General features: G+C 36.7%; 16 protein-coding genes. 12 read left to right on the top strand and 4 right to left on the bottom strand.

Features of this window, described 5'->3' with window-relative positions; genetic code table 11:
* Window positions 1-295: 295 nt before the first annotated feature.
* Window positions 296-3,175, top strand: a complete 2,880-nt coding sequence (locus GJU43_RS01100) for a triple tyrosine motif-containing protein (protein WP_154339016.1) — start codon at window positions 296-298, stop codon at window positions 3,173-3,175.
* A 45-nt stretch (window positions 3,176-3,220) separates the two neighbouring features.
* Here GJU43_RS01100 and murF read toward each other — a convergent pair whose 3' ends face one another.
* Both murF and gldJ read right to left on the bottom strand, forming a co-directional pair.
* Window positions 3,221-4,504 carry a UDP-N-acetylmuramoyl-tripeptide--D-alanyl-D-alanine ligase gene (gene murF / locus GJU43_RS01095; protein ID WP_154339015.1) on the bottom strand — a complete coding sequence of 428 codons (1,284 nt, stop codon included), beginning with the start codon at window positions 4,502-4,504 and terminating at the stop codon, window positions 3,221-3,223.
* Between the two features lie 116 nt (window positions 4,505-4,620).
* Window positions 4,621-6,306 (bottom strand): gliding motility lipoprotein GldJ, encoded by a 1,686-nt coding sequence (gene gldJ, locus GJU43_RS01090; protein ID WP_154339014.1) that lies wholly within the window; start codon window positions 6,304-6,306, stop codon window positions 4,621-4,623.
* Between the two features lie 213 nt (window positions 6,307-6,519).
* Between gldJ and porU the strand changes: the two genes are divergently transcribed.
* The 9 genes from porU to GJU43_RS01045 all read left to right on the top strand — a co-directional run bounded on the left by porU (window position 6,520) and on the right by GJU43_RS01045 (window position 19,131).
* Window positions 6,520-10,356 (top strand): type IX secretion system sortase PorU, encoded by a 3,837-nt coding sequence (porU, locus tag GJU43_RS01085; protein ID WP_154339013.1) that lies wholly within the window; start codon window positions 6,520-6,522, stop codon window positions 10,354-10,356.
* 41 nt (window positions 10,357-10,397) lie between these two features.
* Entirely contained in the window at window positions 10,398-11,597 is a 1,200-nt protein-coding gene (gene porV, locus GJU43_RS01080) for a type IX secretion system outer membrane channel protein PorV (protein WP_154339012.1), read from the top strand.
* 75 nt (window positions 11,598-11,672) lie between these two features.
* A complete protein-coding gene (cdd, locus tag GJU43_RS01075) occupies window positions 11,673-12,155 on the top strand; it encodes a cytidine deaminase (protein WP_154339011.1) in 483 nt (160 codons plus the stop codon).
* A 157-nt stretch (window positions 12,156-12,312) separates the two neighbouring features.
* Window positions 12,313-13,311, top strand: a complete 999-nt coding sequence (pdhA, locus tag GJU43_RS01070) for a pyruvate dehydrogenase (acetyl-transferring) E1 component subunit alpha (protein WP_154339010.1) — start codon at window positions 12,313-12,315, stop codon at window positions 13,309-13,311.
* Between the two features lie 7 nt (window positions 13,312-13,318).
* Complete coding sequence (locus GJU43_RS01065) at window positions 13,319-14,995, top strand: pyruvate dehydrogenase complex dihydrolipoamide acetyltransferase (RefSeq protein ID WP_154339009.1); 1,677 nt, start codon at window positions 13,319-13,321, stop codon at window positions 14,993-14,995.
* Between the two features lie 111 nt (window positions 14,996-15,106).
* A complete protein-coding gene (locus GJU43_RS01060; RefSeq protein WP_154339008.1) occupies window positions 15,107-16,969 on the top strand; it encodes a hydrolase/aminopeptidase in 1,863 nt (620 codons plus the stop codon).
* 241 nt (window positions 16,970-17,210) lie between these two features.
* Window positions 17,211-17,762, top strand: coding sequence for a carboxymuconolactone decarboxylase family protein (locus GJU43_RS01055; protein ID WP_154339007.1), 552 nt, complete (start codon window positions 17,211-17,213; stop codon window positions 17,760-17,762).
* Between the two features lie 67 nt (window positions 17,763-17,829).
* A complete protein-coding gene (locus GJU43_RS01050) occupies window positions 17,830-18,243 on the top strand; it encodes a nuclear transport factor 2 family protein (protein ID WP_154339006.1) in 414 nt (137 codons plus the stop codon).
* Between the two features lie 12 nt (window positions 18,244-18,255).
* Window positions 18,256-19,131, top strand: coding sequence for a helix-turn-helix domain-containing protein (locus GJU43_RS01045; protein WP_154339005.1), 876 nt, complete (start codon window positions 18,256-18,258; stop codon window positions 19,129-19,131).
* Here the strand turns inward: GJU43_RS01045 and GJU43_RS01040 are convergent.
* The gene (locus GJU43_RS01040; protein WP_154339004.1) at window positions 19,128-20,372 is read right to left on the bottom strand and encodes a glycosyltransferase; all 1,245 of its coding nucleotides are present in this window, start codon (window positions 20,370-20,372) and stop codon (window positions 19,128-19,130) included. The genes GJU43_RS01045 and GJU43_RS01040 overlap by 4 nt on opposite strands.
* 114 nt (window positions 20,373-20,486) lie before the next feature.
* Between GJU43_RS01040 and GJU43_RS01035 the strand changes: the two genes are divergently transcribed.
* A complete protein-coding gene (locus GJU43_RS01035; RefSeq protein ID WP_127337796.1) occupies window positions 20,487-21,068 on the top strand; it encodes a tRNA-(ms[2]io[6]A)-hydroxylase in 582 nt (193 codons plus the stop codon).
* Between the two features lie 92 nt (window positions 21,069-21,160).
* A complete protein-coding gene (locus GJU43_RS01030) occupies window positions 21,161-23,878 on the top strand; it encodes an AsmA-like C-terminal region-containing protein (RefSeq protein WP_229654979.1) in 2,718 nt (905 codons plus the stop codon).
* Between the two features lie 622 nt (window positions 23,879-24,500).
* On the opposite strand, the gene GJU43_RS01025 is transcribed toward GJU43_RS01030, so the two are convergent.
* Window positions 24,501-24,665, bottom strand: coding sequence for a hypothetical protein (locus GJU43_RS01025; RefSeq protein ID WP_154339002.1), 165 nt, complete (start codon window positions 24,663-24,665; stop codon window positions 24,501-24,503).
* Window positions 24,666-24,812 lie beyond the last annotated feature (147 nt).

Here is a 24,812-nt window from a genome sequence, read left to right as displayed (position 1 = left end):
GTTAAATTTTTACTATTTATAATTAAATTTCATTACAAAAACACATCAAAAGATAAATTAACACATTACAAAAACACATCAATATATTTTTAAAATATTGATAAACAAATAATTAATAATAATTTTATATTGTTATAGAATTGTTAACTAAACAAAATAAACACTACATTTAATTAAAATGAATTATTTTAGCTATTATTCGAAAATTTTCAAATAAAACACAATAAAGCATCTGTAATAATCAGAAAAAAAGCAGATTATAAAACATTACTAATAAAAATACTGATTTAAAATTATGAAATTCATAAATACATATATTTCAATTTTTCTCTTTTTGATCATGCCTTTTACCCTTTTTTCGCAGGTAAAAAACATCGGATTACCCGGGATTAAGAACTACAAGAGGTCGGATTACAAGGGAGGCACTCAAAACTGGAATATTGATCAGGATAAAAATGGCAATGTCTACTTTGCAAACAATAGCGGATTAATTCAATTTGACGGTTCTACCTGGAGTAAATATTCCCTTCCCAATAATACAGCCATCCGAAGCCTGAAAATAGATGGTTCAGGAAAAATTTATGTCGGAGGAAATAATGAGTTCGGCTTTTTTAAAAGTGACGAAAAAGGAAAACTAAAATACCATTCCCTTTCTGCGTTAGTCAGCTCAAAAGACAGAAGAAATATCAATTTGATCTGGCGAATACACCTATATAAAGGTGAAGTAATATTTCAATCTTTTACGAAAGTCTTTTTTTTTAACGATAATAAGCTTCGTGTTATAAGTGCTCCGAATAAGTTTCAATTTTCCTTTACCATAAACAAACACCTGTATTTTCAGGATAAGGTGCTAGGTATTCTGGAATACAAAGACAAAAAACTGGTTGCACTGAGAGGAACCACTTCTTTAAATGATAAAGAGATATGGGCTATGTTTCCATTGCCCAACAATAAAATACTTTTTGCAACATTAGAAAAAGGACTTTTTGTTTACGACTACAACAGCGTTACACCCTGGGAAACGGAAGCCAATGCTTTTATCAAAAAAAACACCTCTCTTGGCGGATCACTCATAAAAAATAAATTCATTGTTTTAAACTCTGTTCTTAATGGTATAATTATTTGTGATCTGAACGGAAAAATAATCCAGCACCTAAACCGACAAAAGGGATTACAGAATAACACCATTCTAACTTCATTTGTTGACCATAAAAACAACTTATGGCTAGGCCTCGATAATGGAATTACATTTATAAATCAAAACTCTCCATTTACATTTTTCGACTATAGCTATAACTTAGGTACGGTCTATGCTTCTGTAATTTTCAATAATAATTTATACGTCGCGACCAATCAGGGCTTGTTTTACCACTCCTGGACAACTCCTTTTAAAGACGAACCTTTCAATCGGGTTGAGGGAACAATTGCGCAGGCCTGGAATATTCAGGTATTAAACAATACCCTTCTGTGCGCCAGCAATAGCGGAGCATTGGTGATCAACCAAAATAAGGTTTCGAAAATTTTAGACAGCAGAGGTTATTTTGGTTTTAAGACAATTCCAAGTCATCCGGATTATATTATTGGAGAAAGCTATAATGGGTTTTCAATCTTTAAGAATTCCCCAAATGAAATCAGTTTTATCAATCAGGTTAACGGATTCGACGAAACTACAAATACTTTTGAAATCGAACTCGACAATAATTATTTGTGGTTAAAAAAAGATCCTTACCTGTATCAGATGAAATTATCCGACGACCTCAAAAGGTTTGATTATATAAAAAAGCATGTTAAAATCTCACCCTCCTACAAGGGAATAGGAAGCTTACAATCAATTAATAACAAAGTGTACTTTCAAACCAAAAACCATTTTTACAGATATAGCAACGAACAGGAAAACTTCTTTGAAGACAAAAAACTAACACTTTTGTTTCAAAAAATCCCACCGATAAATACCTTAATAGAAGACAGCAATACTAATTTATGGTATTCTTACAACGAATCAATTGGTGTCTTATTAAAAACGAAAAAGGGCACCTACGAGCGTCAGGAAGCACCGTTTTCGAATCTTACAGGTAATTTAGTAAACAATTACATTTCTGTCAATACGATTGACCCTAACAACATTTTCATCGGTCTGACAGACGGACTGGCCCATTACGATTCTAAAATATCAAATAAGTTCATCACAACGCCGGAGGTGTTTTTTGAAAGCTTTTCATCGACAAGCGATACAATCACAACAGGAAATCTTGAAAAACAGATTACTGACCTTACAATTCCGTACAACTCCAACCACGTAAAATTTACTTTTTCGTCGCCCACTTACGAAAATCAGGAAAACGTCACATACTCGTACAAATTAGAACCATTTGAAGAAAACTGGCGTAATTGGTCTACTACGTCTGTAAAAGAGTATACCAATTTAAGGGAGGGGAATTACAAAATGCAAATCAAGGCAAAAAACAGCTATGGCGTAGAATCGGCAGTTTCTGAAATTAATTTCACCATTTCACCTCCCTGGTACAGACATTTTTTAGCGTATCTGAGTTATTTTTTCCTCATTCTTGCCGGAGCCTACATCATTTCGAATCGTATAAAACTTAAAATCAGAAAAAACAAATATTACGAAACCATAGAACAAAGAAGGCTGTATCTGGAAAAAGAATCCAAAATCAGACACGAACAACATGAACTGGAAAAGGAAATCGAAAGACTTAAAAGCGACAAACTTCAGATAAAGATCCTTGCGAAAGACAAAGAACTAGTAAGCAATTCGCTTCAGGTAGTAAAAAAGAATAAGGTTTTGAATGGTATCATTCAGAAAATAAAGGACATAGACACCAATACTTTGGATGATTCCACAAAATTCGAATTCAATAAGTTACACAAAAGCATCGTAAAAGAAGTCAACACAGACAAAAGCTGGAAAGACCTGGAGAAACACATTAAAAACGTACACTTTGAGTTTTTGAAAAGATTAAAGGAAAAATACCCCACCATTTCACCACGGGAACTGGATTTATCTACTTATCTGTTAATGAATATGTCAACAAAAGAAATCGCGGAAATCATGAATATTTCAACAGGAGGCGTAGAATTAGCTAGGTATCGCCTAAGAAAAAAACTTGGCCTAAATAAGAAAGAAAACTTAATTGGATTTTTAATGAGCATATAAATAAAAACGCCATCTATAAGTGATGGCGTTTTTATTATTTAATTATTAGATATACTCTAATGTACGCTCTAAGGCCATTCCTCTGGAACCTTTTATCAGAATCGTATTATCATTAAATGTAATTGTTTTTAAATAGTCTGCAAATGCATCAAAAGTTTCAAAGAAAGAAACATTTTCATTAGAAATTCGGTGCGCATAAAAATCTTTTCCAATTAAATAACAAACAGATTGTTTTTGACCCACTACCGAATCTACAATAATTTTATGCTCATGACTGCTTTCGTTTCCAAGTTCGAACATATCTCCTAATATCATTATTTTATTAGAATTATCCAATTGAATAAAATTCGTAATTGCAACAGCCATACTGCTTGGATTGGCATTGTAAGCATCCAATATAATCTGATTGGTTCCTTTTTTCAACAATTGAGACCTGTTATTTTCAGGTATATAACTTTCAATCGCTGCTTTAATATCATTGTTTTCAACTTTAAAATAAAGACCGATAGCAACTGCTGCATTTATATTATTTGCATTATAAAGCCCTATTAAATTAGAATTCACAGCAAAATCTTCATAATTAATAACCACAAAAGGATTCGCCTCTACAGTATTGATCCGAAGACCAGCCTCGCTCTTTTTAATTCCAAAAGTAAACGATTTAATATCTTTAGACTTCTCCACCTGAATCGGATCTTCAAGGTTTACAAAAACAGTTTTATCGTGCCGGGCAAGATACTGATACATTTCACTTTTACCTTGTATAACCCCTTCAACCCCGCCAAAACCTTCTAAGTGCGCTTTACCAAAGTTTGTTATGTAACCGTAATCGGGCTGTGCAATTTCACATAAAAACTCAATCTCTTTCTTATGATTGGCTCCCATTTCAACAATACCAAGCTCGGTATCTTTTGTAAAAGACAATAAAGTTAACGGAACACCGATGTGATTATTCAAATTACCAAGAGTAGCTTTAGTCTTAAACTTTTTAGACAAAACTACATTTATAAGTTCTTTAGTTGTCGTTTTACCATTACTTCCGGTTAAAGCAATAACGGACAGACCTAAATAACCACGGTGAAATTTTGCCAGTTCCTGCAACGTTTCCAAACTGTTCTGAACCAGTATTGTTCTTTCATCAATAAAATAAGACGCATTGTCAATAATAACAAATAAAGCACCTAAATCAAGTGCCTGTTTTGCAAAAGTATTTGCGTCAAAATTTTCTCCTTTGATCGCAAAGAACATAGAATTCGCTTCAATTTTTCTTGTATCTATTGAAACTGATTTACATTGCAAAAATAAATTATGAATGTCCTGAATATTCATTTGTAAAATTTTTTATTAGGATAAAAATAGAAAAAAAAGAATAAAAAAATTCCAAATTCCGTACTGAAGAATCAGCTTTTGGAATTTGGAATTTTTTTATTGAAATTTTCTAAAACCTAGTTTCTAGGTGATTTTCTTCTTTCAGCTTTTGAACCAACTCTTGACATCGCACATCTGAATCCGATGTAATCTGTTGCCATATCCTGAGGGAAGTATCTTCTTTGAGCCGGATCTAACCAATAAGCTCTGTCTCTCCATGATCCGCCTTTGTAAACTCTAACTTTATCATCGATTAAGGTAGTACGTTTACTGGAGTTATCATATTTTCTTACCATTTTACCTAAACTATCTGTAGTGATATTATGTTTAGGAGAATTGTACATGTTTTGATCTGCTTTTGCTCCAGCTTCAGAATCTCCAAAGTCAAAATATTTAGACGATTGTTTATCACCATCTCTATAATTGATATTGTCACTTGTACTGAAATTAGTTCTCAAATAAGTCTCATTTTCGTCAACCGGAACCTGAGCAATTTCTCCAGGAAGGTTTCTTGCTACAACTTTACCATTACTTAAAGTATCATATTTAATATTCTCTTTAGTGATAATTTCAAGTTTACCGTCTTTACCAATTTTGTTTTTAGCATATTGATTTCCTCTGTAGTAGTTAAAATCATTCGCTTCATTATCAATAATAGGTCTGTAAACGTCAGCTACCCATTCTGCAACGTTACCTGCCATATCGTATAAACCAAAATCATTTGCAGCGTAGCTTTTTACCTGATTTGTAATATCGGCACCGTCATCAGACCAACCAGCAATTCCACCGTAATCACCATTACCTTGCTTAAAGTTAGCCAATTGATCACCTTTGTTTTTACGTTTAGCTGAACGTGTATAATCTCCGGACCAAGGATATTTCTTTTGTCCTTTATATATATTGTATTCTCTTTGTCCAACATCAGCTGCAGCCGCATACTCCCATTCTGCTTCGGTAGGAAGTCTGTACTCAGGCAAAATAACCCCTGAAGAACGTTGTGCGTATACATTTTTCTCTTCTGCCACTACACCGTCTTTACCTTTTTTCGGTCTTCTGCCGTTAGGATTTTTCTTTAATACCAATTCTTCATTACCACCATAAGTAGTAGAAGGAGAAGCTAAGTAAGCCTCTGTATTAAATAAACTTTCTGCACTAACGTCTGTAGTTTTAGCACCTTTTTTAAGATATCCGTCTTTTTCTAAAACAGCTTCGTTTACACGGTCTGTTCTCCATTTACTAAATTCAACTGCCTGAATCCAGTTAACACCAACCACTGGGTAGTTAGCATAAGAAGGGTGTCTTAAATAGTTGTTTGTCATCGTTTCGTTGTATCCTAAACGATTTCTCCATACTAAAGTATCAGGAGATGCTCCTTCATAAATATTTTTGTAATTTTCTTCTGTTGGAGGAAAAACTTTTTTAAGCCACTCCAGGTATTCTAAATACATACCGTTCGTAACTTCAGTTTCGTCCATGTAGAATGACTGAACGTGTTGTTGAGTTGGAGTGTTATTCCAATCGTGCATAACATCATCCTGTACTTTACCCATAGTAAACGTACCTCCTTCAACAAAAACTAAACCAGGACCAGCCTGTTGTTTTTTTCCTGCATTTCTGGCAGAAGTTCCATTCTGACTGTCTACATCCCAACCAGTTGCTCTGGAAGCGTGACTGGAACTCGATTTTTTGCTACAACTAGCCGTGCCCAACATCAATACCATTGACATCATTAATTGCAGGACTACAATTTTGTTTACTTTCATACTCATTCTTAGGTGATAAATTTAGGTGCTGCAATATAATAATTAACATTTAATTAGCAACATCTGTTCTCATAATTTTATTTGCCTGTTTTTTACCAGAAAATAACCTATAGTTACGAACGCAAAAATATACTTTTTATTATTTACTATAACATGAAATACTATATTTTTACTTACTAAAATATTTTAAAAATAATTTCCATTTTTCAGTCTATGAAACAACCCTTTTTTCTATATCTGTTTTTCATTTCATTTGCTTCATTTTCCCAGATAAATGGGAGCTTTACGCTAGATTGGCAAAGCAAAAAGGAGACGGGTTTTGGCGACAATAAAATTGTGATCCCCTATTTTTCAGGAGACGCTTTTCGGCTGGATACTACTAAAAAAAGCATAACATTATTCCTTAACGTACCGGAATCCGGCTACTCAAACGGCAGTTCTCTTCAAATTAACAACATCACATATGAAACAATTTCAACTAGCGAACTTGGAGATTTAACAGTAAAATACATCCCCACCAAACTAAATGAAACGCTGGAAATCGCTTTGGCAAGAGATAAAATGCAAGCTTTTATTTCTCTTAATCCAATTATAAGGGATGGAAATGGCTTCAAACGCATCAGAACATTTTCATATTCAATAACCAATTCAGCATCAAAAAGCAGCAACGCATCTTCTTTTCAAAAATCAAACGACATTCACAATTCGGTATTATCATCAGGCGACTGGTATCGGTTTTATATCGAAAAATCAGGTGTGTACAAAATTTCAAAGTCTTTTCTACAAAGTTTAGGATTTGACGCCGACAAAGCCGATCCAAGAAGAATCAAAATTTACGGAAATGGCGGTAAAATGCTTCCGCTTGCCAACAATGTTTACTATCCCGATGATTTAGCCGAAAATGCCATTCAGGTTATCGGAGAAAATGACGGCGTTTTCAATAATGATGATTACATTCTTTTTTATGGCGAAGGCGTTGACAACTGGAATACCGAAAGTCAGACCAACATTAACATATTCGACACAAAATCGTACTATTATATAACCATCACAGGCGGAGACGGAAAACGAATTACAGCTGTAAACCAGCCAACGGGTAACAGCACACTGGAGTTAAACACTTACGACGACCATCAATACCATGAAATCGACAAAATAAACATTGCCCACACGGGACGCCAATGGTTCGGAGAGGCTTTTGATATTGATACAGACCAGGAATTTGACTTTAACTTCCCTAACCTTGACACTACAACCCCTGTAAAGATAGACTTAAATGCGGTCTCAGCCGCCTACACCGCTACTTCCTTTACAGTTTCTGCAAACGGACAAAATATAGGAACACTTAATTTCACTCCGTTAGAATCGAATTCCGAAGTAAAATTTAGCGACAATAAACTTCCTGCCAATACCACTTTTCAAGGTGCTGATAATGTGAAAATCAAATTGATATACAATAATAATAGTGTACCGGGATCAAAAGGATATCTGGACTACATCAATTTAACCGCCAAAAGAAAACTGCTGGGAATCGGCAAACAATTTAAATTTCAATACGATCTGGCCGGTTCAATTGCAGGAATAGTGAATTACAATATTGGAAACGCAACAGGCATCACACAGATCTGGGACGTTACTGACCTATATAATGTATCCAAAATCGAAAACAGCAGTCAGGCCAATTTCAGCTTCAAGGCTTCTTTGGGGGAAATCCGAAATTACATCGCAATTGATCCGGCAGACTACTACAGTCCGTTAAAAGAAAATCAGTCCAAGATTGCCAACCAGAATTTAAAAGGAACGCTTTTCAAAAATGCACAAAATACATTTCAGGATATTGACTACGTAATTGTTACACCAAAATTTCTTCTTTCCCAAGCGGAGAGTCTGGCCAACTTTCATCGTACCTATTCGAATTTAAATGTAAAAGTAATCGCATTAGAAAACATCTACCAGGAATTCTCTTCCGGAAAGCAGGACATTGCAGCCATTAGAAACTGTATCCGATACATTTACGACAACGCCTCTTCAACAGATAAAAAAATTAAATACCTCAATTTATTTGGCGACGCCTCATTTGATTATAAAAACCGTACCCAAAACAACAACAACATTGTACCTATATATCAATCCTTGTTAAGCAATACCATTGGAGAAGCATCATTTGCATCCGATGATTTTTTTGGGCTTATGGATTCCGACGAAGGAAACCTGACTTCTTACGCCAAGGGAATTGATATAGCCGTGGGAAGAATGCTGGTTTCAGGCAATACACAGGCTCAGGAAATGGTCAACAAAGTTTTAGAATACCATAACGAGAAGTCGTATGGAAACTGGAGAAACAACTTTGTTCTGATCAGTGATGATGCAGACAAAGATTCTGACGCCAGTTTACAATCCAGACAAAACACCCTGGCAGATGTAATAGCCACGGAAAAACCTTTTTTCAATGTGGATAAAATCATCCTTGATGCCTACACGCAGGAAGCCTCTTCAGGCGGATCCAGATACCCGAAGGCGAGAACAGATTTATTTAATGCTTTTGAAAAAGGCGCTTTAGTCTTTAATTATTTAGGTCACGGAGGAGAAGACGGCCTGGCAAGCGAACGAATTTGGGAAAAAACCGACGGGCAAAACCTAAACAATCAATACAAATATCCTTTATTTATTACCATTACCTGTGAATTTTCCCGATTTGACGACCCGACCAGGCCCACTGCCGGTGAGTACACGTTCTGGAATCCGAAAGGCGGTGCAATCTCCATGCTTACCACCATTCGTTCTATCGGACAATATAATGCTGAAAATTTTAATGACAGCCTGAGCAAAAATTTACTCGCCTATGGATCAAATCAATATACCACAATTGCCGAAACGCTTCGAATTTCTAAAAATGAAAAACCAAGTTCTTCCAGTAATGTTATCTTTTATCTCGGAGATCCTGCTTTAATGTTAGCCATTCCAAAACCCAGAATTAATTTAACAAAAGTAAACGATGTTGTTATTTCGCAGCCGATTTCTGACTTTAAATCGCTGTCTAAAATGAAGATCACGGGTGAAATAACCGATGAAAACAATACGTTGTTAAGCAATTATAACGGAGAATTATTCACCGCTATTTTCGATAAGTCAATTACATCCACAACATTAAACAACGATGGACTTAGCCCTGCAATGCCCTTTAAAACGCTGGGAGAAACCATCTTCAGAGGGAATGCCTCGATCAAAAATGGCCAGTTTGAATTCAGCTTTATTGTACCGAGAGATATCAGAATCCCGGTTGATAATGGCCGAATAAGTTTTTACTCCAGGAAAGAGGGACTTCTGGAAAATCAAACCGGTTACAATACGGTCATTAAAATTGGCGGAATAAACGAAAATGCACCTCAGGACAATATAAGTCCGAAAGTGAAGTTATATATGAACGACGAAACATTTGTTTCGGGTGGAATTACAAACAGTTCCCCCTTCCTATTGGCTTTTTTAGAAGATGAAAATGGTATAAATACCGCTAGTGGAATTGGTCATGATATTGTAGCGATTTTAGATGGAGATGCTAGTAATCCTTATATATTAAACGATTATTATCAAACTAAATTAGACGATTACACTAACGGAAACTTGCGCTTCCCGTTAAGAAATTTAACAGCAGGAATACACACTATAAGTTTTACCGCATGGGACGTTTACAACAATCCTGTGACAAGCGAAATACAATTTATAGTGGCAGGAGATGAATCTCTGACCCTTTCACACGTTCTTAATTATCCAAACCCGTTCTCAACCTATACCCAATTTTGGTTTTCACACAACAGACCTTATGAACCGCTTGATGTTCAGGTTCAGGTAATGACCATTACCGGAAAGGTTGTATGGACTAAAAACCAGATCATTACAACAGAAGGATTTTTATCAAGAGAAATAACCTGGGACGGAAAAGATGATTTTGGAGACCGGATCGGAAAGGGAGTTTATATTTATAAACTTACGGTAAGGTCTAATTTAACTAATAAAAAGGCAGAAAAGTACGAAAAGCTTGTCATCTTATAAAAATATATATATTTGTATCATAAACATATTTAGTCACATAAATGAAAAAAATAACTCTACTCTTAATTTGTTTTCTCGTTCTTTCATACGCAAAAGCCCAGAACATCGTACCCATTACCACCGGAGTTCCGTTTTTATTAGTCGCAGCAGATGCCAGAGCAGCCGGTTTGGCAGATCAGGGTGTTGCCACAGAAGCCGATGCATACTCACAACAGTGGAATCCTGCGAAATACGCTTTTTCAGTCGACAAACAAGGTTTCTCTGTAAGTTACACGCCTTATCTGACAGACTTAGCCAATGACATTTCACTTGGACAAGTAACCTATTACAATAAGATCAACGAACGAAGTGCCTTTGCGGGTAGCATTCGTTATTTTGGTTTTGGTGATATTGAATTAAGGAGAGATCCTAACGATATTCCAAATATCGTATCTCCAAACGAATTTGCTTTAGACGGCTCTTACTCTTTGAAACTAAGCGATGAATTCTCGATGGCAGTTGCTGCGAGATACATCCGTTCCAATCTAAAAGTAGCTTCAGAAGATACCGATGCATCAGCGGCAGGTTCTTTTGCCGTAGACGTTGCCGGATTTTACCAATCAGAAGAAATTGCCTACAACAGCTTCAACGGAAGATGGAGAGGTGGTTTTAACATTCAGAACATAGGCCCTAAAATAAGTTATGACAATGACGATTTAAGCGCCAATTTTTTGCCGGCCAACTTAAGAGTGGGTGGCGGTTTTGATTTTATACTTGACGATTATAACAAAGTTGGAGTGAGTCTTGAATTTACAAAACTTTTAGTACCGACTCCTCCGGGACCGGGAACTCCTGTTGATACGAATGGAGATGGGGACTTTACCGATCCTGAAGACGTTACTCAGGAAGAAGCAAACTCGATAAGCTACAACAAATACAACGAAACGGGATGGGCTTCAGGAATCTTTAAATCTTTTGGAGATGCACCGGGCGGTTTTAGTGAAGAATTAAAAGAAATCACTTACAGTTTAGGAGCAGAATACATGTATCAGGATTCATTTGCGGTTCGCGCAGGTTATTTTCACGAAAGCCCTGAAAAAGGAGCCCGTCAGTTTTTCTCGCTGGGAGCCGGATTCAAATACAATGTAGTAAAAGTTGACGTTTCGTACTTATTTTCATCATCAAAAGTTAAAAATCCGTTAGAAAACACGCTTCGTTTTTCTTTAACCTTTAACTTTGGCGACAAATACGAAGTTTACTAAATAAAATTAATAAAGAATAATTACAATCCAAATTTCTACTTTTTAGGAATTTGGATTTTTTTTCCCTTAAACAGAATGAAAGAAATTAGTGTTACATCATCATTTACCGCATACGATTCCTTAAATGAACTGCCGAAAGATGTTCAGGATTTAATGAATGAAGCAGTCGAAATTCGCAAAAAAGCTTATGCTCCCTATTCGCAATTCAAGGTTGGAGCCGCTTTACTTTTAGATAACGGGGAAATAATTTCAGGTTCAAATCAGGAAAATGCCGCTTATCCGTCAGGATTGTGCGCCGAAAGAACTGCCATTTTTTACGCAGGAAGCAAGTACCCTGAAGCCAAAATTCTAAAAATGGCCATTACCGCAGCTTCTGATACCAACCAGACCAAAGCGCCAATTCCACCGTGCGGGTCTTGCAGACAATCAATTGCAGAATATGAAATAAAACAGGATACCCCAATAGAAATCTATTTTATGGGTGAAATTGGTGACATTTATAAATCTGCGTCCCTAAAAAATCTGCTGCCTTTTATGTTCGATAAAAAGTTCTTATAAAAAAAGGCCAAAAAGTAGCTTTTAAATTTTAGTTCTTAAACGGAATGTCTTATTTTTGCATCCCGACCTTTCGGGCGCAAATTTGTGGGAGGAAACTATTTTGCGTTATAGGCAACAATTGATAACACAAACAACTTTAGCAAAAGAAAGAATTCAGATGAAAGAAGTTACAAAAGAAGTATATTTAAAGTGGTACGAAGACATGCTGCTTTGGAGAAAGTTTGAAGACAAACTTGCAGCATTATACATTCAACAAAAAGTTAGAGGTTTTCTACACTTATATAATGGACAGGAAGCTGTATTAGCGGGTGCTTTGCACGCTATGGACCTGACCAAAGATAAAATGATTACTGCTTACAGAAACCACGTTCAGCCAATTGGTATGGGAGTTGATCCAAGACGTGTAATGGCTGAGCTTTTAGGAAAAGCTACAGGAACTTCTAAAGGTATGGGAGGTTCTATGCACATTTTCTCTAAAGAACACCGTTTTTACGGAGGACACGGAATCGTAGGCGGACAAATTCCGGTAGGAGCTGGTTTGGCTTTTGCTGATAAATACTTCAACACTGGCGGAGTTACCATGACTTATTTTGGTGATGGAGCTGCAAGACAAGGATCTTTACACGAAGCTTTCAACATGGCTATGTTATGGAAATTACCTGTTGTATTTATCGTTGAAAACAACGGTTATGCTATGGGAACTTCTGTAGAAAGAACCGCCAATCACACTGACATCTGGAAACTTGGTTTAGGATACGAAATGCCTTGCGGACCAGTTGACGGAATGAACCCGGTGAAAGTGGCTGAAGCAATGACTGAAGCTATTGACAGAGCGCGTCGTGGAGACGGACCAACTTTCCTTGAAATGAAAACGTACCGTTACAGAGGACACTCGATGTCTGATGCACAACTATACCGTTCGAAAGAAGAAGTGGAAGAATACAAAAAAATTGACCCGATTACTCAGGTTTTAGATGTAATTATGGATCAAAAATATGCTACAGAAGAAGAAATTGAAGCAATTGACCAAAGAGTTAAAGATTTGGTTGAAGAATGTGTGAAATTCGCTGAAGAATCTCCATATCCAGAATTGCAACAATTATACGATGTAGTATACGCACAAGAAGACTATCCATTCACACCTCATAAACTATAAAAATATTATGGCGATAAAAGTAACAATGCCTCGTTTGAGCGATACTATGACGGAAGGAACGGTAGCGACCTGGTTAAAAAAAGTAGGCGACAAAATCAGCGAAGGTGATATCCTTGCTGAAATTGAAACAGATAAAGCTACAATGGAGTTCGAATCTTTTAACGAAGGAACTCTTTTGCATATCGGAATTCAGGCTGGAGAAACTGCTCCGGTTGATTCCTTATTAGCAATCATTGGTAACGAAGGAGAAGACATTTCTGCTCTTTTAGCCGGTGGTGACGCTCCTGCTGCCAGTCCCGAAGCTTCGGGATCAAAAGCAGATGCTGCTCCAGCTGCTGAAGCAAAATCAGAAGAAACAAAAACGGAAGCTCCTGCTGCAAAAGCCGCAACTGAATTACCGAAAGGAGTTGTAGTTGTAACTATGCCACGTTTGAGTGATACAATGACCGAAGGAACTGTAGCAACCTGGCTGAAAAAAGAAGGTGATGCTGTTGCAGAAGGTGATATTTTAGCTGAAATTGAAACAGACAAAGCGACTATGGAGTTTGAGTCTTTCAATGCTGGAACATTATTATACATCGGAATTCAGGAAGGAAATACAGCACCTGTTGACAGCTTATTAGCGATCATCGGGCCTGCCGGAACTGACATTTCAGGAATTGCCGACAATTATACCGCCGGAGGAACTGCCACTGCAAGTGCTCCAGCAGCTGAAGAAAAAGCAGCTCCTGCTGCTGAAAAAGCAACTGAGACTGTAGCTGATACTTCTTCAAATGGCGGAAGAATTTTAGCTTCACCATTGGCTAAAAAAATTGCTTCTGACAAAGGAATCCAATTAACTCAGGTTAAAGGTTCAGGAGAAAACGGACGTATCGTAAAAAGCGATATCGAAAACTTCACTCCAGCTGCTCAGGGACAACCTGCTGCAAACACAACTGCTGCTGCACCAAAAGCGGAAACTGCTGCACCTGCTGCGCCAAAAGTATTTGTTCCTGCCGGAGAAGTTTTCACCGAAGAGATCAAAAACTCCCAAATGCGTAAAATCATCGCAAAACGTCTGGCAGAATCTTTATTTACAGCACCTCACTACAACTTAGTGATCGAAGTAAGTATGGATGACGCAATGGCCGCAAGAGCGACAATCAATACAGTTCCCGATACAAAAGTATCTTTTAACGATATGGTTATTAAAGCTTGTGCTTTAGCCTTGAAAAAACATCCAAAAATTAACTCTCAGTGGAAAGAAGATGCGATCATCATCAACCACCACGTAAATATTGGAGTTGCTGTAGCTGTTGAAGACGGATTGGTAGTGCCTGTACTGAAATTTACAGATGCTATGAGTTTATCTCAGATTGGTGCTTCCGTAAGAGATTTGGCCGGAAGAGCTAAAAACAAAAAATTAGGACCACAGGAAATGGAAGGAAGTACTTTTACAGTTTCTAACCTTGGAATGTTTGGTATTACTGAATTCAATTCAATTATCAACCAACCAAATTCTGCAATCCTTTCTGTAGGTGCAATTGTAGAGAAGCCAGTGGTTAAAAACGGTCAGATTGTAGTAGGAAACACCATGATGTTATCATTAGCGTGTGACCACAGAACAATTGACGGTGCAACCGGAGCTCAATTTTTACAGACACTAAAACAATACATCGAAAGCCCGGTAACCATGTTGGCATAATTTCCATGTCAGCCTGAGCGAAACCGAAGGTTATTTATATTAAAATCCCGTTTTGAACTTTCAAAACGGGATTTTTTATTTAATTTAGATTCATCATTCAACTTTTAAACTATGAAAAAAATATTTCTCCTCACTTTATTTATGGCGGCAATGGCCTGTCAGAAAAAAGAAACTACTAAAGAGACAGATAAAGGAACAACAATCGTTACAGACGAACACACTTTCTCTAAGCCGGATTTAGCGGTTGTAAAACATTTAGATCTTGACATTAAAGTTGATTTTAATACGCAAACCATTTCCGGAAAAGCTTCCTGGCTGATTGACAATATCAGCAAAGGAAATGAAATCATTTTTGACGAAAATACACTTACCATTACAAAAGTCACTTTGGGCGATGATGAGAAAGAAACCAAATTCGAACTTGGATCTGAAGTTGAATTCCACGGAAAACCACTCCATATCACAATCGAACCCAATACGACCAAAGTCAATATTTATTATAGCACAACCAAAGATGCGGTGGCATTACAATGGCTAAATCCGCAGCAAACCGCAGACAAAAAGAAACCGTTTCTTTTTTCTCAGGGAGAAAGCATCTGGTCCCGTACCTGGATTCCGTGTCAGGATTCTCCGGGAGTTCGTTTTACGTATAACGCAAAAGTTACGGTTCCTAAAGATTTACTGGCTGTCATGAGTGCCTCCGTAAATCCGCAGCAAAAGAACGATACAGGCGTTTACACGTTCAAACAAGACAAAGCAATCCCGTCTTATTTAATGGCAATAGCGGTTGGTGACATTGAATTTCAATCCATTGACAACAGAACCGGAGTTTATGCTGAACCGTCTTTACTAAAGAAAGCGGCATGGGAATTTGCTGAACTGGGAAAAATGGTAGTCGCTGCCGAAAAACTTTACGGCCCTTACAGATGGGGACGTTATGATGTATTGGTTTTACCCCCGAGTTTCCCTTACGGCGGAATGGAAAATCCAAACCTGACATTCTTAACACCGGGAGTCATTGCCGGGGATCGCTCACTGACCAGTTTACTGGCACATGAACTAGGACACAGCTGGAGCGGTAACTTAGTCACTAATGCCACCTGGGATGACATTTGGTTAAACGAAGGCTTTACAACCTATGTAGAACACCGTATCGGAGAAGAAATTTTCGGCGTAAAAGAGGCTAAAATGCAGGATGTACTGACTCGTAAAGACCTGGATGACAACATAGAAGAGTACGGAGCTACAAATCCGGATACCCGTCTAAAAGTAAGCCTTACCAACAGAAATCCGGACGATGGAATCAGCCAGATTCCTTATGTAAAAGGATATAATTTCTTAAAAGTAATAGAAGCTGCTGTGGGTCGAGAAAAATTCGATGTTTTCATCAAAAATTATTTTGACGCACATGCGTTCAAATCCATCACAACAGAAGATTTTATCAAGTACCTGAACGAAAACCTCATTAAAGGCGATAAAGCTCTCGCTGATAAAATAAAAGCTGACGAATGGATTTACAAACCAGGAGTTCCTTCTAATATTACCCCATCCGTTTCTGAAGATTTCACAGCAATAGATGCTATCCAGAAAAGCTGGAGAACCACCGGAGTTAAAGGTTTAAGTCAGAAAATAAAATCGACAACAGAAAAACAACATTTCATAGATTACCTGCCAGAAGATGTAACTCCGAAAGAAATGGCGGAAATTGATGCCGAATTCAACTTCACTAAAGGCGGAAACTTCGTCATCAAACGTCAGTGGTTTGTACCTTCCATCCGCAGTCATTATACCGTTGCTTATCCTGCAATCGAACAATTTATGATCGGAACGAGCCGAACAGGATCTTTAATGACATTGTATAAAGAATTGGTAAAAACCTCTCCGGGCAAAGACTGGGCAAAAAAGATTTTCGAAAAAGCAAAATCAGGTTATCACGCAACCACTGTTCAGGCAGTTGAAGGTGTTTTGAAATAGTTTTCAGTTTTCAGTCTCAGTCTTCAGTGAAACTGCAAGCTGAAGACTGAGACTGAGACTGAACACTAAAATTTCTAATCCCCGGTTACATCTCGTGACCGGGGATTTTTTTTATAAAAAATGCCTCAGGGAAAATTGTCCATCACATAGCGTACATTCTCCATGTTCTGAAAACGGCAATCGTCGCATCTTTGTAATGTCAAAAGACAACAACTCATAATAACATTAAAAACAAAATAAGATGACACGATTAACAGCATTAAAACCAGAAGAAGTAACAGGTAAAACAAAAGATTTATTCAATGCCGTACAGGCTAAATTAGGAGTTGTTCCCAACATGATGCGAACAATGGGGAATTCTCCCGCAGTACTGGAAGGTTATTTAAATTTAAGCGGCGCTTTGAGCCACGGTAAACTAAGTGCAAAAACCGGCGAACTTTTAGCTTTAGCCATTTCAGAAGAAAACGCTTGTGATTACTGTTTGGCAGCTCACACTTTTATCGGAGAAAAATTAGTAAAAGCTGATCCAGCTGTTTTACACGCTGCAAGAACAGGAAATTCAACAGATGCAAAAACGGAAGCGATACTACAATTTGCCAAAACTCTGGTCAGCAAAAATGGTTTAGTAAATGATGAAGATGTAAACAAAGTAAAAAATGCGGGAGTTTCTGACGCTGAATTAGCTGAAACTGTCGGACACGTAGCTTTGAACATCCTGACCAACTATTTCAACAATACGGCCAATACAGAAATTGATTTCCCGGCAGTTCAAAGTTTAGAATTGCAAAACTAATTTCAAAAATAATAATCCCTAAAGATAGTCATGATTCATTTCATGACTATCTTAGTATAAAAAAATCATGGAAACACCAAGACATCCTTTACCGCCATTTACGATGGAAACTGCACTGCAAAAAGTACAAATTGCAGAAGATGCATGGAACACAAAAGATCCTGAAAAAGTAGCCCTGGCGTATACAATCGATACGGAATGGAGAAACAGAACTGATTTTATTAACGGCCGTGAGGAAGTAAAAGATTTTTTAACCAAAAAATGGCAGAAGGAACTGCATTACAAACTCAAAAAAGAGCTGTGGGGCTTTAAGGAAAACAGAATGGCTGTTCGATTTGAATACGAATGGCAGGATCATTCCGGGCAATGGTTCCGAAGTTATGGAAATGAACTTTGGGAATTTGATAAAAATGGCTATATGCAAAAACGATATGCCAGTATTAACGATCTGGCTATAGAAGAATCTGACCGTACACTATAAAACATTGATTTCATGATCCATCAGAATGTTTTCACTTTAATAAATCCTCAAAATGGCAATCTGGCATTCAAGCTCCTTTCGTTTGATGACAACAGCCATTTTGATCATTTACAGCGCAACAATTATTTTTCTTTAATCTGGATTACCAAAGGTAACGGAAAAGTAAAAGCGGATTTTGCCGAACATCATTTTGAAGAAGATTCATTACTTGCTTTTTCGCCTTATCAGCCGTTTATGATTTGCACGAAGGAAGACATTCAGGGAATTGCCATTCATTTTCATCCTGATTTTTATTGTATTCACATGCATCAGAAAGAAGTTTCCTGCAATGGCGTCCTGTTTAATAATGTGTATCAGCCTCCTTTTACGCGTATAACTGATCAGGCCAAAATAACCTTCCAAATGGTTATTGATCAGATGAAAACAGAAATTCAAAATGAAGAACTAGCGCAATACGAATTGTTGATTTCATATCTGAAAATATTCCTTATTACCGCTTCCCGCCTGAAAAGAGAACAACTGGAAGAATTAAAAACAACACCGGATTCCAAAGAACCTTTTATCCTTCAGAATCTTAAAGATGCAATTGAAGACCATTTCAAAACCAAGCATTCTGCTGTGCATTATGCTGAAATGCTTAACATTTCACCCAAAGCTTTAGCCAGATTATCTAAAAATTATTTCAACAAAACACTTACAGATCTTATCGCCGAAAGAATAATCATTGAAGCCAAAAGAGAATTGTATATGACCAATAAAACCGTAAAGGAGATTGCCTACCAGTTAGGTTATGATGATGAACATTATTTCAGCCGCTTTTTTAAAACCAATGCCGATGTTTCGCCACAATTATTTCGTGAAACGGTAGGATTTGGAAGAATGGTTTAGTTTTTATTCTTTGCTTCAATCCATTTTGCCATGTATTTGGTACTTTTTAAAGTATGATGCTGCAGCAGGCTTCCCATAAAATTATGAAGGCGGTGATTTGCCAAGTCAGTCATCAGGGCATTGATTTCAGTAATTAATGCAAAATCAAATTGTTTTTTTTGATAACATTGATTTATAATCGTGATACCGTTTTGCTGTGCTTGTTTCCAAAGTGTTTCATCGTTGTATAATTCGATCGCTTGTTTTGCAAAAAGCGCTGTATCGTTTACAATAAATCCATTCCAAGGCAAATCTGCATGCATCGCCTCTGCCCCTGCTTCTGTTGTTACACTTGGCGTTCCGCATTGCATGGCTTCCAGTAATTTTCCTTTTAAACCCGCTCCAAAACGAATGGGTGCCAGAACCACTCTGGCCTTTTTTACCACTTCGTTAGCGTCAGCAGCCCTTCCCATGATAAAAAAGCCACTTTTGGGCTGATGCAGCTGCAACACTTTTTGAGACGGATAGGCACCGTAAACCTGTAAAACGGCTTCCGGAAAATCTTTTTTTATGAGAGGCCAAATAGTTTCTTTCAGATGCTGAACCGTATTCCAGTTTGGTTCGTGGAGAAAATTTCCAATAAAAACAAAATGCTCGCGATCTTCGAATAAAGATAAATTAGCAAGTTCGTTTTCTTTCATTTTATCTACCAGAAAAGGAAGATAAAACAATATTTTCGGGTCAATTTTAAATACCTCGTTCAAAATTTTCATCTCGAATTCAGAAATGATAAACGATATGTCACATCTGAGAATACTGGCGATTTCGCGTTTTGCCACCTCTTCAGACAAAAGATCATTCAATTCAAAAGTTCTGTTTTCCTTAAAAGCCTTTTGCCTGGCTGCTCTTAGGCAATGCAAATCTTCGGTATCCAGTAATCGTATGGCTTTCGGGCAGCTTTCAGAAACCCTCCATCCAAATTGTTCTTCAATCATAAAACGATCAAATAAAACCACGTCCGGATTTAATTCGATAACAAAATCATCAAAACTGGCATTATTGAGTGCAATGGATTTTTTTTCAATTCCAAAAGAAGCCAGATCCACCATAAAATCGCTGTCAAGGGCCGCACTGGCAAATGTAATTTCAAATCCATTTTGTTTAAAAATAGAAATCAGCTGCATCATTCTGCCGCCCGCCGCAGACGAATTGGGTTCCGGCCACACAAAACCTATAATTAAAAGTTTTTTTATTTGACTCATTTTAATTCTTTGAACCTGCAAAATAATGCTTTTTTGAGCGCAATAACACGTTATTTCCTGATTTTCGGTTGTAAAAAACACTAATTTTGCAGTATTCAATTTTTCAATAAAATTATGCTAGGATTAAAATTAGCCACAGACCCCCGCTGGGTAAATATCGTTGAGTCGAATATCGAAGAAATTCTGACCGACCATGCCTGGTGTGAGCAAAAAGCCGCTTCGAATGCCATCAGTTTAGTTACGTACAACTCTGAATTAGAGGAATTGGTAACCGAAATGCTGGTTATTGCCAGAGAAGAATTAGAGCACTTGCAAATGGTACACGACCTAATCAAAAAAAGAGGCCTGACATTGGGGCGTGAAAGAAAAGATCATTATGTAAATGAGCTTTTTAAATTCATGAAAAAAGACGGAAGCCGTAAAGATGCCCTTTGTGACCGTCTCTTGTTTTCAGCCATGATCGAAGCCAGAAGCTGTGAGCGTTTTAAAGTCCTTTCTGAAAACATAAAAGATGAAGAACTGGCAACATTTTATCGTGACCTGATGATCTCTGAAGCAGGCCACTACACTACTTTTTTAGGATTTGCACGAAAATATAAAGACAATATAGATATTGATAAGCGCTGGAAAGAATGGATTGAGTTCGAAGGTTCCATTATTACCAATTACGGTAAGAGTGAGACCGTTCACGGATAATTCATTCGTTTTTACTATCTTTTTTATAAAATTTAATCCTAACAATTTTTGTTATGCAAAAAAATAAGTCCAGATCGATCGTATTTAAAATAATGAAATACGTCGGAATAACGTTTGTTGTTATTTTAGGATTATTGTTTTTAACCCCAATACTTTTTGCTGATCAGATCAAAGAACAGATCAAAAAAACGGCAAATGAGAGACTGAGTGCCGAATTGAATTATTCGGATGTTTCGGTATCCTTTTTTCGCCATTTCCCTTCCCTGACCTTAACTTTAAACGACTTAAAGTTAAACGGATCGGCACCATACAAAAACGAAAAATTTATCACGGCCAAAGAAGTTTCTTTCGGAATAGATGTAGCGAGTTTAATCTTTAGCAAATCGGTAAAAATAGACCAGATTTATTTATCTGATTCGTTTATTAATGTAAAAGTAAATTCGAATGGAGAAGCGAATTATAACATCTACAAATCAACAGCACAGGCTTCTGAATCGAAAGACAGTACGGATACGGCATTGAAACTGGAACGAATCGAGATTCTGAACAGTAAAATTATTTATGACGATCAGTCCACAAGGATTCATTTTGATGCTTTGGGTTTTAATTACTTAGGAAAAGGAAATCTGGACAAAGCTGTTTTTGATTTGTATTCCAAAGCAAAAATTGAAAAATTAAATATCGTTTACGACAACGAGCCTTATTTGATGAACAAACAGATTGATGCGGATCTGATTACCAAAGTAAATGTAAACTCATTATCGTTCGTTTTTGAGCAAAACAACCTGAAAATCAATCAACTTTTAGTCGATTTTAAAGGAAAATTCGATTTCCTGAAAGACGGCTATAACATGAATCTTGTACTGAAATCCGACAATAGTAAGCTGTATGATGTTTTTACTGCTTTTCCGCCCAAGTATATCACCTGGCTTTCCAAAACCGAATTAAAAGGAAATACCAATTTACTTTTAACCGTAAAAGGAAATTATATCGCTTCACAAAATATTGCCCCTGATTTGAATTTAGATTTAAAACTAGACAACGGATTTGTGAATTATAACAAAAGTGCCTTCCCTGTTTCGAACCTGAATTTAGACATCAAAACAAAAGTACCTTCCCTAAATCCGGACCTTTTAATTGTTGAGGCCAAAAATTTATCTTTAAACATTAATAAAGATTACCTAAAGTCGAAGTTCTACATGAAAGGCATGAAGACGCCGGACATCAATGCCGAATTTAAAGCCCGGATTAATCTTGAAAAATTAAACAAAGCATTGGGAATTCCTGATTTAGAATTGAAAGGAATTTTAGTAAGCGACGTTAAAGCCGACGGTAAATTTGATCAGAAGCATAAACTTTTCCCCGTCACAAAAGGAGTAATTGATTTGACTAACGGGTATTTAAAAACAAAATACTATCCAAATCCGATTACCAATATTGTAGTAAAATCTAAAATTGAAAATCAGAAAGGAACTTTCCGGGATTTAAAAGTCAATCTAAAACCTGCCCAGTTTACTTTTGAAGGAAAACCTGTTTTTGTGCAGGCTGACCTGAGTGATTTTGATGATTTAAATTATGACATCAAAGCAAATGGCGAACTGGATGTTAATAAAATATACAAAGTATTTTCGCAGAAAGGACTTGACCTGGATGGTTTTGTAAAAGCTGATCTGGTTTTGAAAGGCAAACAAAGTGATGCTGAAAAAGGCAATTACAGCAAACTATACAACAAGGGAACGCTTGAACTCAGAAATATCGGGATCGCTTCTGAATACTTGCCTAAAAAGTTTGTGATCAAAGAAGGGATCTTTAAAATCAACCAGGATAAGATGTCGTTCAACAACTTTTTGGCAGCTTACGGACAATCTGATTTTACAATGAACGGGTATATGCAAAACGTTTTTAACTTCGTAACCACCAACACGGGCGTTTTAAGAGGTTCTTTTAAAGTTTCAGCACGCTATATCAATGTGGACGAATTTATGTCCAATACAGCTACCAATACGACTGTAACAGCAGCGCCAACAAAAACCGAAGCACCAAAAACCGGGGCAAAAGAAACAGGTGTGATTATAATTCCGGCTAATCTGGATCTGCAATTATTGGCGAATGCGCAAAAAGTAAATTTTGACAAACTAAATCTTCAAAATGCAACCGGGAATTTAAAAATGAAAAAAGGAAAACTGAGCATGCAAAATACCGGTTTTAATTTAATCGGCTGCAAGGTGACCATGAATGCGAATTATCAGGCTGTAACTCCTCAAAAAGCCAACTTCGACTATGGAATTAAAGCGACTGATTTTGATATTAAGAGGGCCTATAATGAAATTGAAGTGTTTCGAAAAATGGCGAGTGCCGCAGAAAAAGCACAGGGAATAGTTTCGCTGGATTATCAGCTTAAAGGAAGATTAACCGGAAATATGGAACCCGTTTATCCTTCTCTTGTGGGCGGCGGAACACTTTCTGTGAAAGATGTCAAAGTAAGAGGGCTGAAAATGTTCAATGCCGTAAGCAAACAAACGAGTTCTGAGGCAATGAAAAATCCGGATGTATCAAAAGTGGATATTAAAACGACCATCAAAAATAACATCATGACGGTAGAACGCTTTAAATTTAAGTTTGCCGGCTTCCGACCAAGAATTGAAGGCACAACAAGTTTAGACGGAAAACTAAACTTAAAAATGCGTTTGGGGCTTCCTCCGCTTGGTATCTTCGGAATTCCATTAACCGTTACCGGAACACAGAACAGCCCTAAAGTAAAGCTGGGAAGAAAAACAGAGGATCTTGAGGAAACTAAGGATATTGAATAGTAAAATTCCAATAGCAAAAATTCCAAATTCCAATTTAAAAAACTTCCTTGTGAGATTACAAATACATTCTCACCAACAAAAAATGGATAAAAGAAAAAGACTTATTTTAATAATTGTAATTGCAAACCTAGGTTTTATATGGGCAGTTTTTAATCTGTTCTACTATAAAAAAGATTCTTTTGACACTTCTGAAAGGGCAAACCTAAATGTAAATATGATAAATAAAATACATAATGGAGATGGAAACTAGATATGGAATAAAAACAATTATGACTTCTACAAAGAATATTCTATTTCATTGGTCAAAAATGAAATTATTTGCTTTTGCAAAATTGTAAATTCTGCAAAAGCAAAATATATCGAAAATATCAGACCTAAAAAATGGCTTGACATTTATGTTGAAGAAACAAATGGCACTAACATTACAATTACTTTAAAGCAAAGCTATGAAAATGAAGTGTATTTTGAAATTAACCATAAAGCTTTCGAGGGAAAAGATTTAGAAAAATACATCCAAAAGCATATTTCGAAAAACTAACGCAACCTGCTTATTATGAAACAGGTTTTTTATCGAAAATACCTTAAACCAAATACAACATTTCACTCACGTAGAAAATCCCTTTTAATAATATACATTAGCATCAGCACCGCCTTTCCGTAAAACGGCAAATTCATATAAAATCTTTTTCTGACTATGGTTTAGTGCTACGATTTGTTCCGCAGGGTTAATTTCCTTTGCAAATAAGCCTGAGCAGAAAAGAAATAAAAGGACAAGTATTTTTTTCAAAATTCGAGTAGATTAATGCAGTCAAAAATACGGACAATAAAGGATCAACACTACATGTTATGGAAAAAGATAGAAAAACATAGACACTAGTTATTTTTACCGCAAGGAACGCTAAGGCTTTTTATTCCTGATTTATAAAAGGCAAAG

Source organism: Flavobacterium sp. LC2016-23, from assembly GCF_009674775.1.
GTDB lineage: Bacteria > Bacteroidota > Bacteroidia > Flavobacteriales > Flavobacteriaceae > Flavobacterium.
This window is presented reverse-complemented; position numbering and strand designations above follow the sequence as displayed.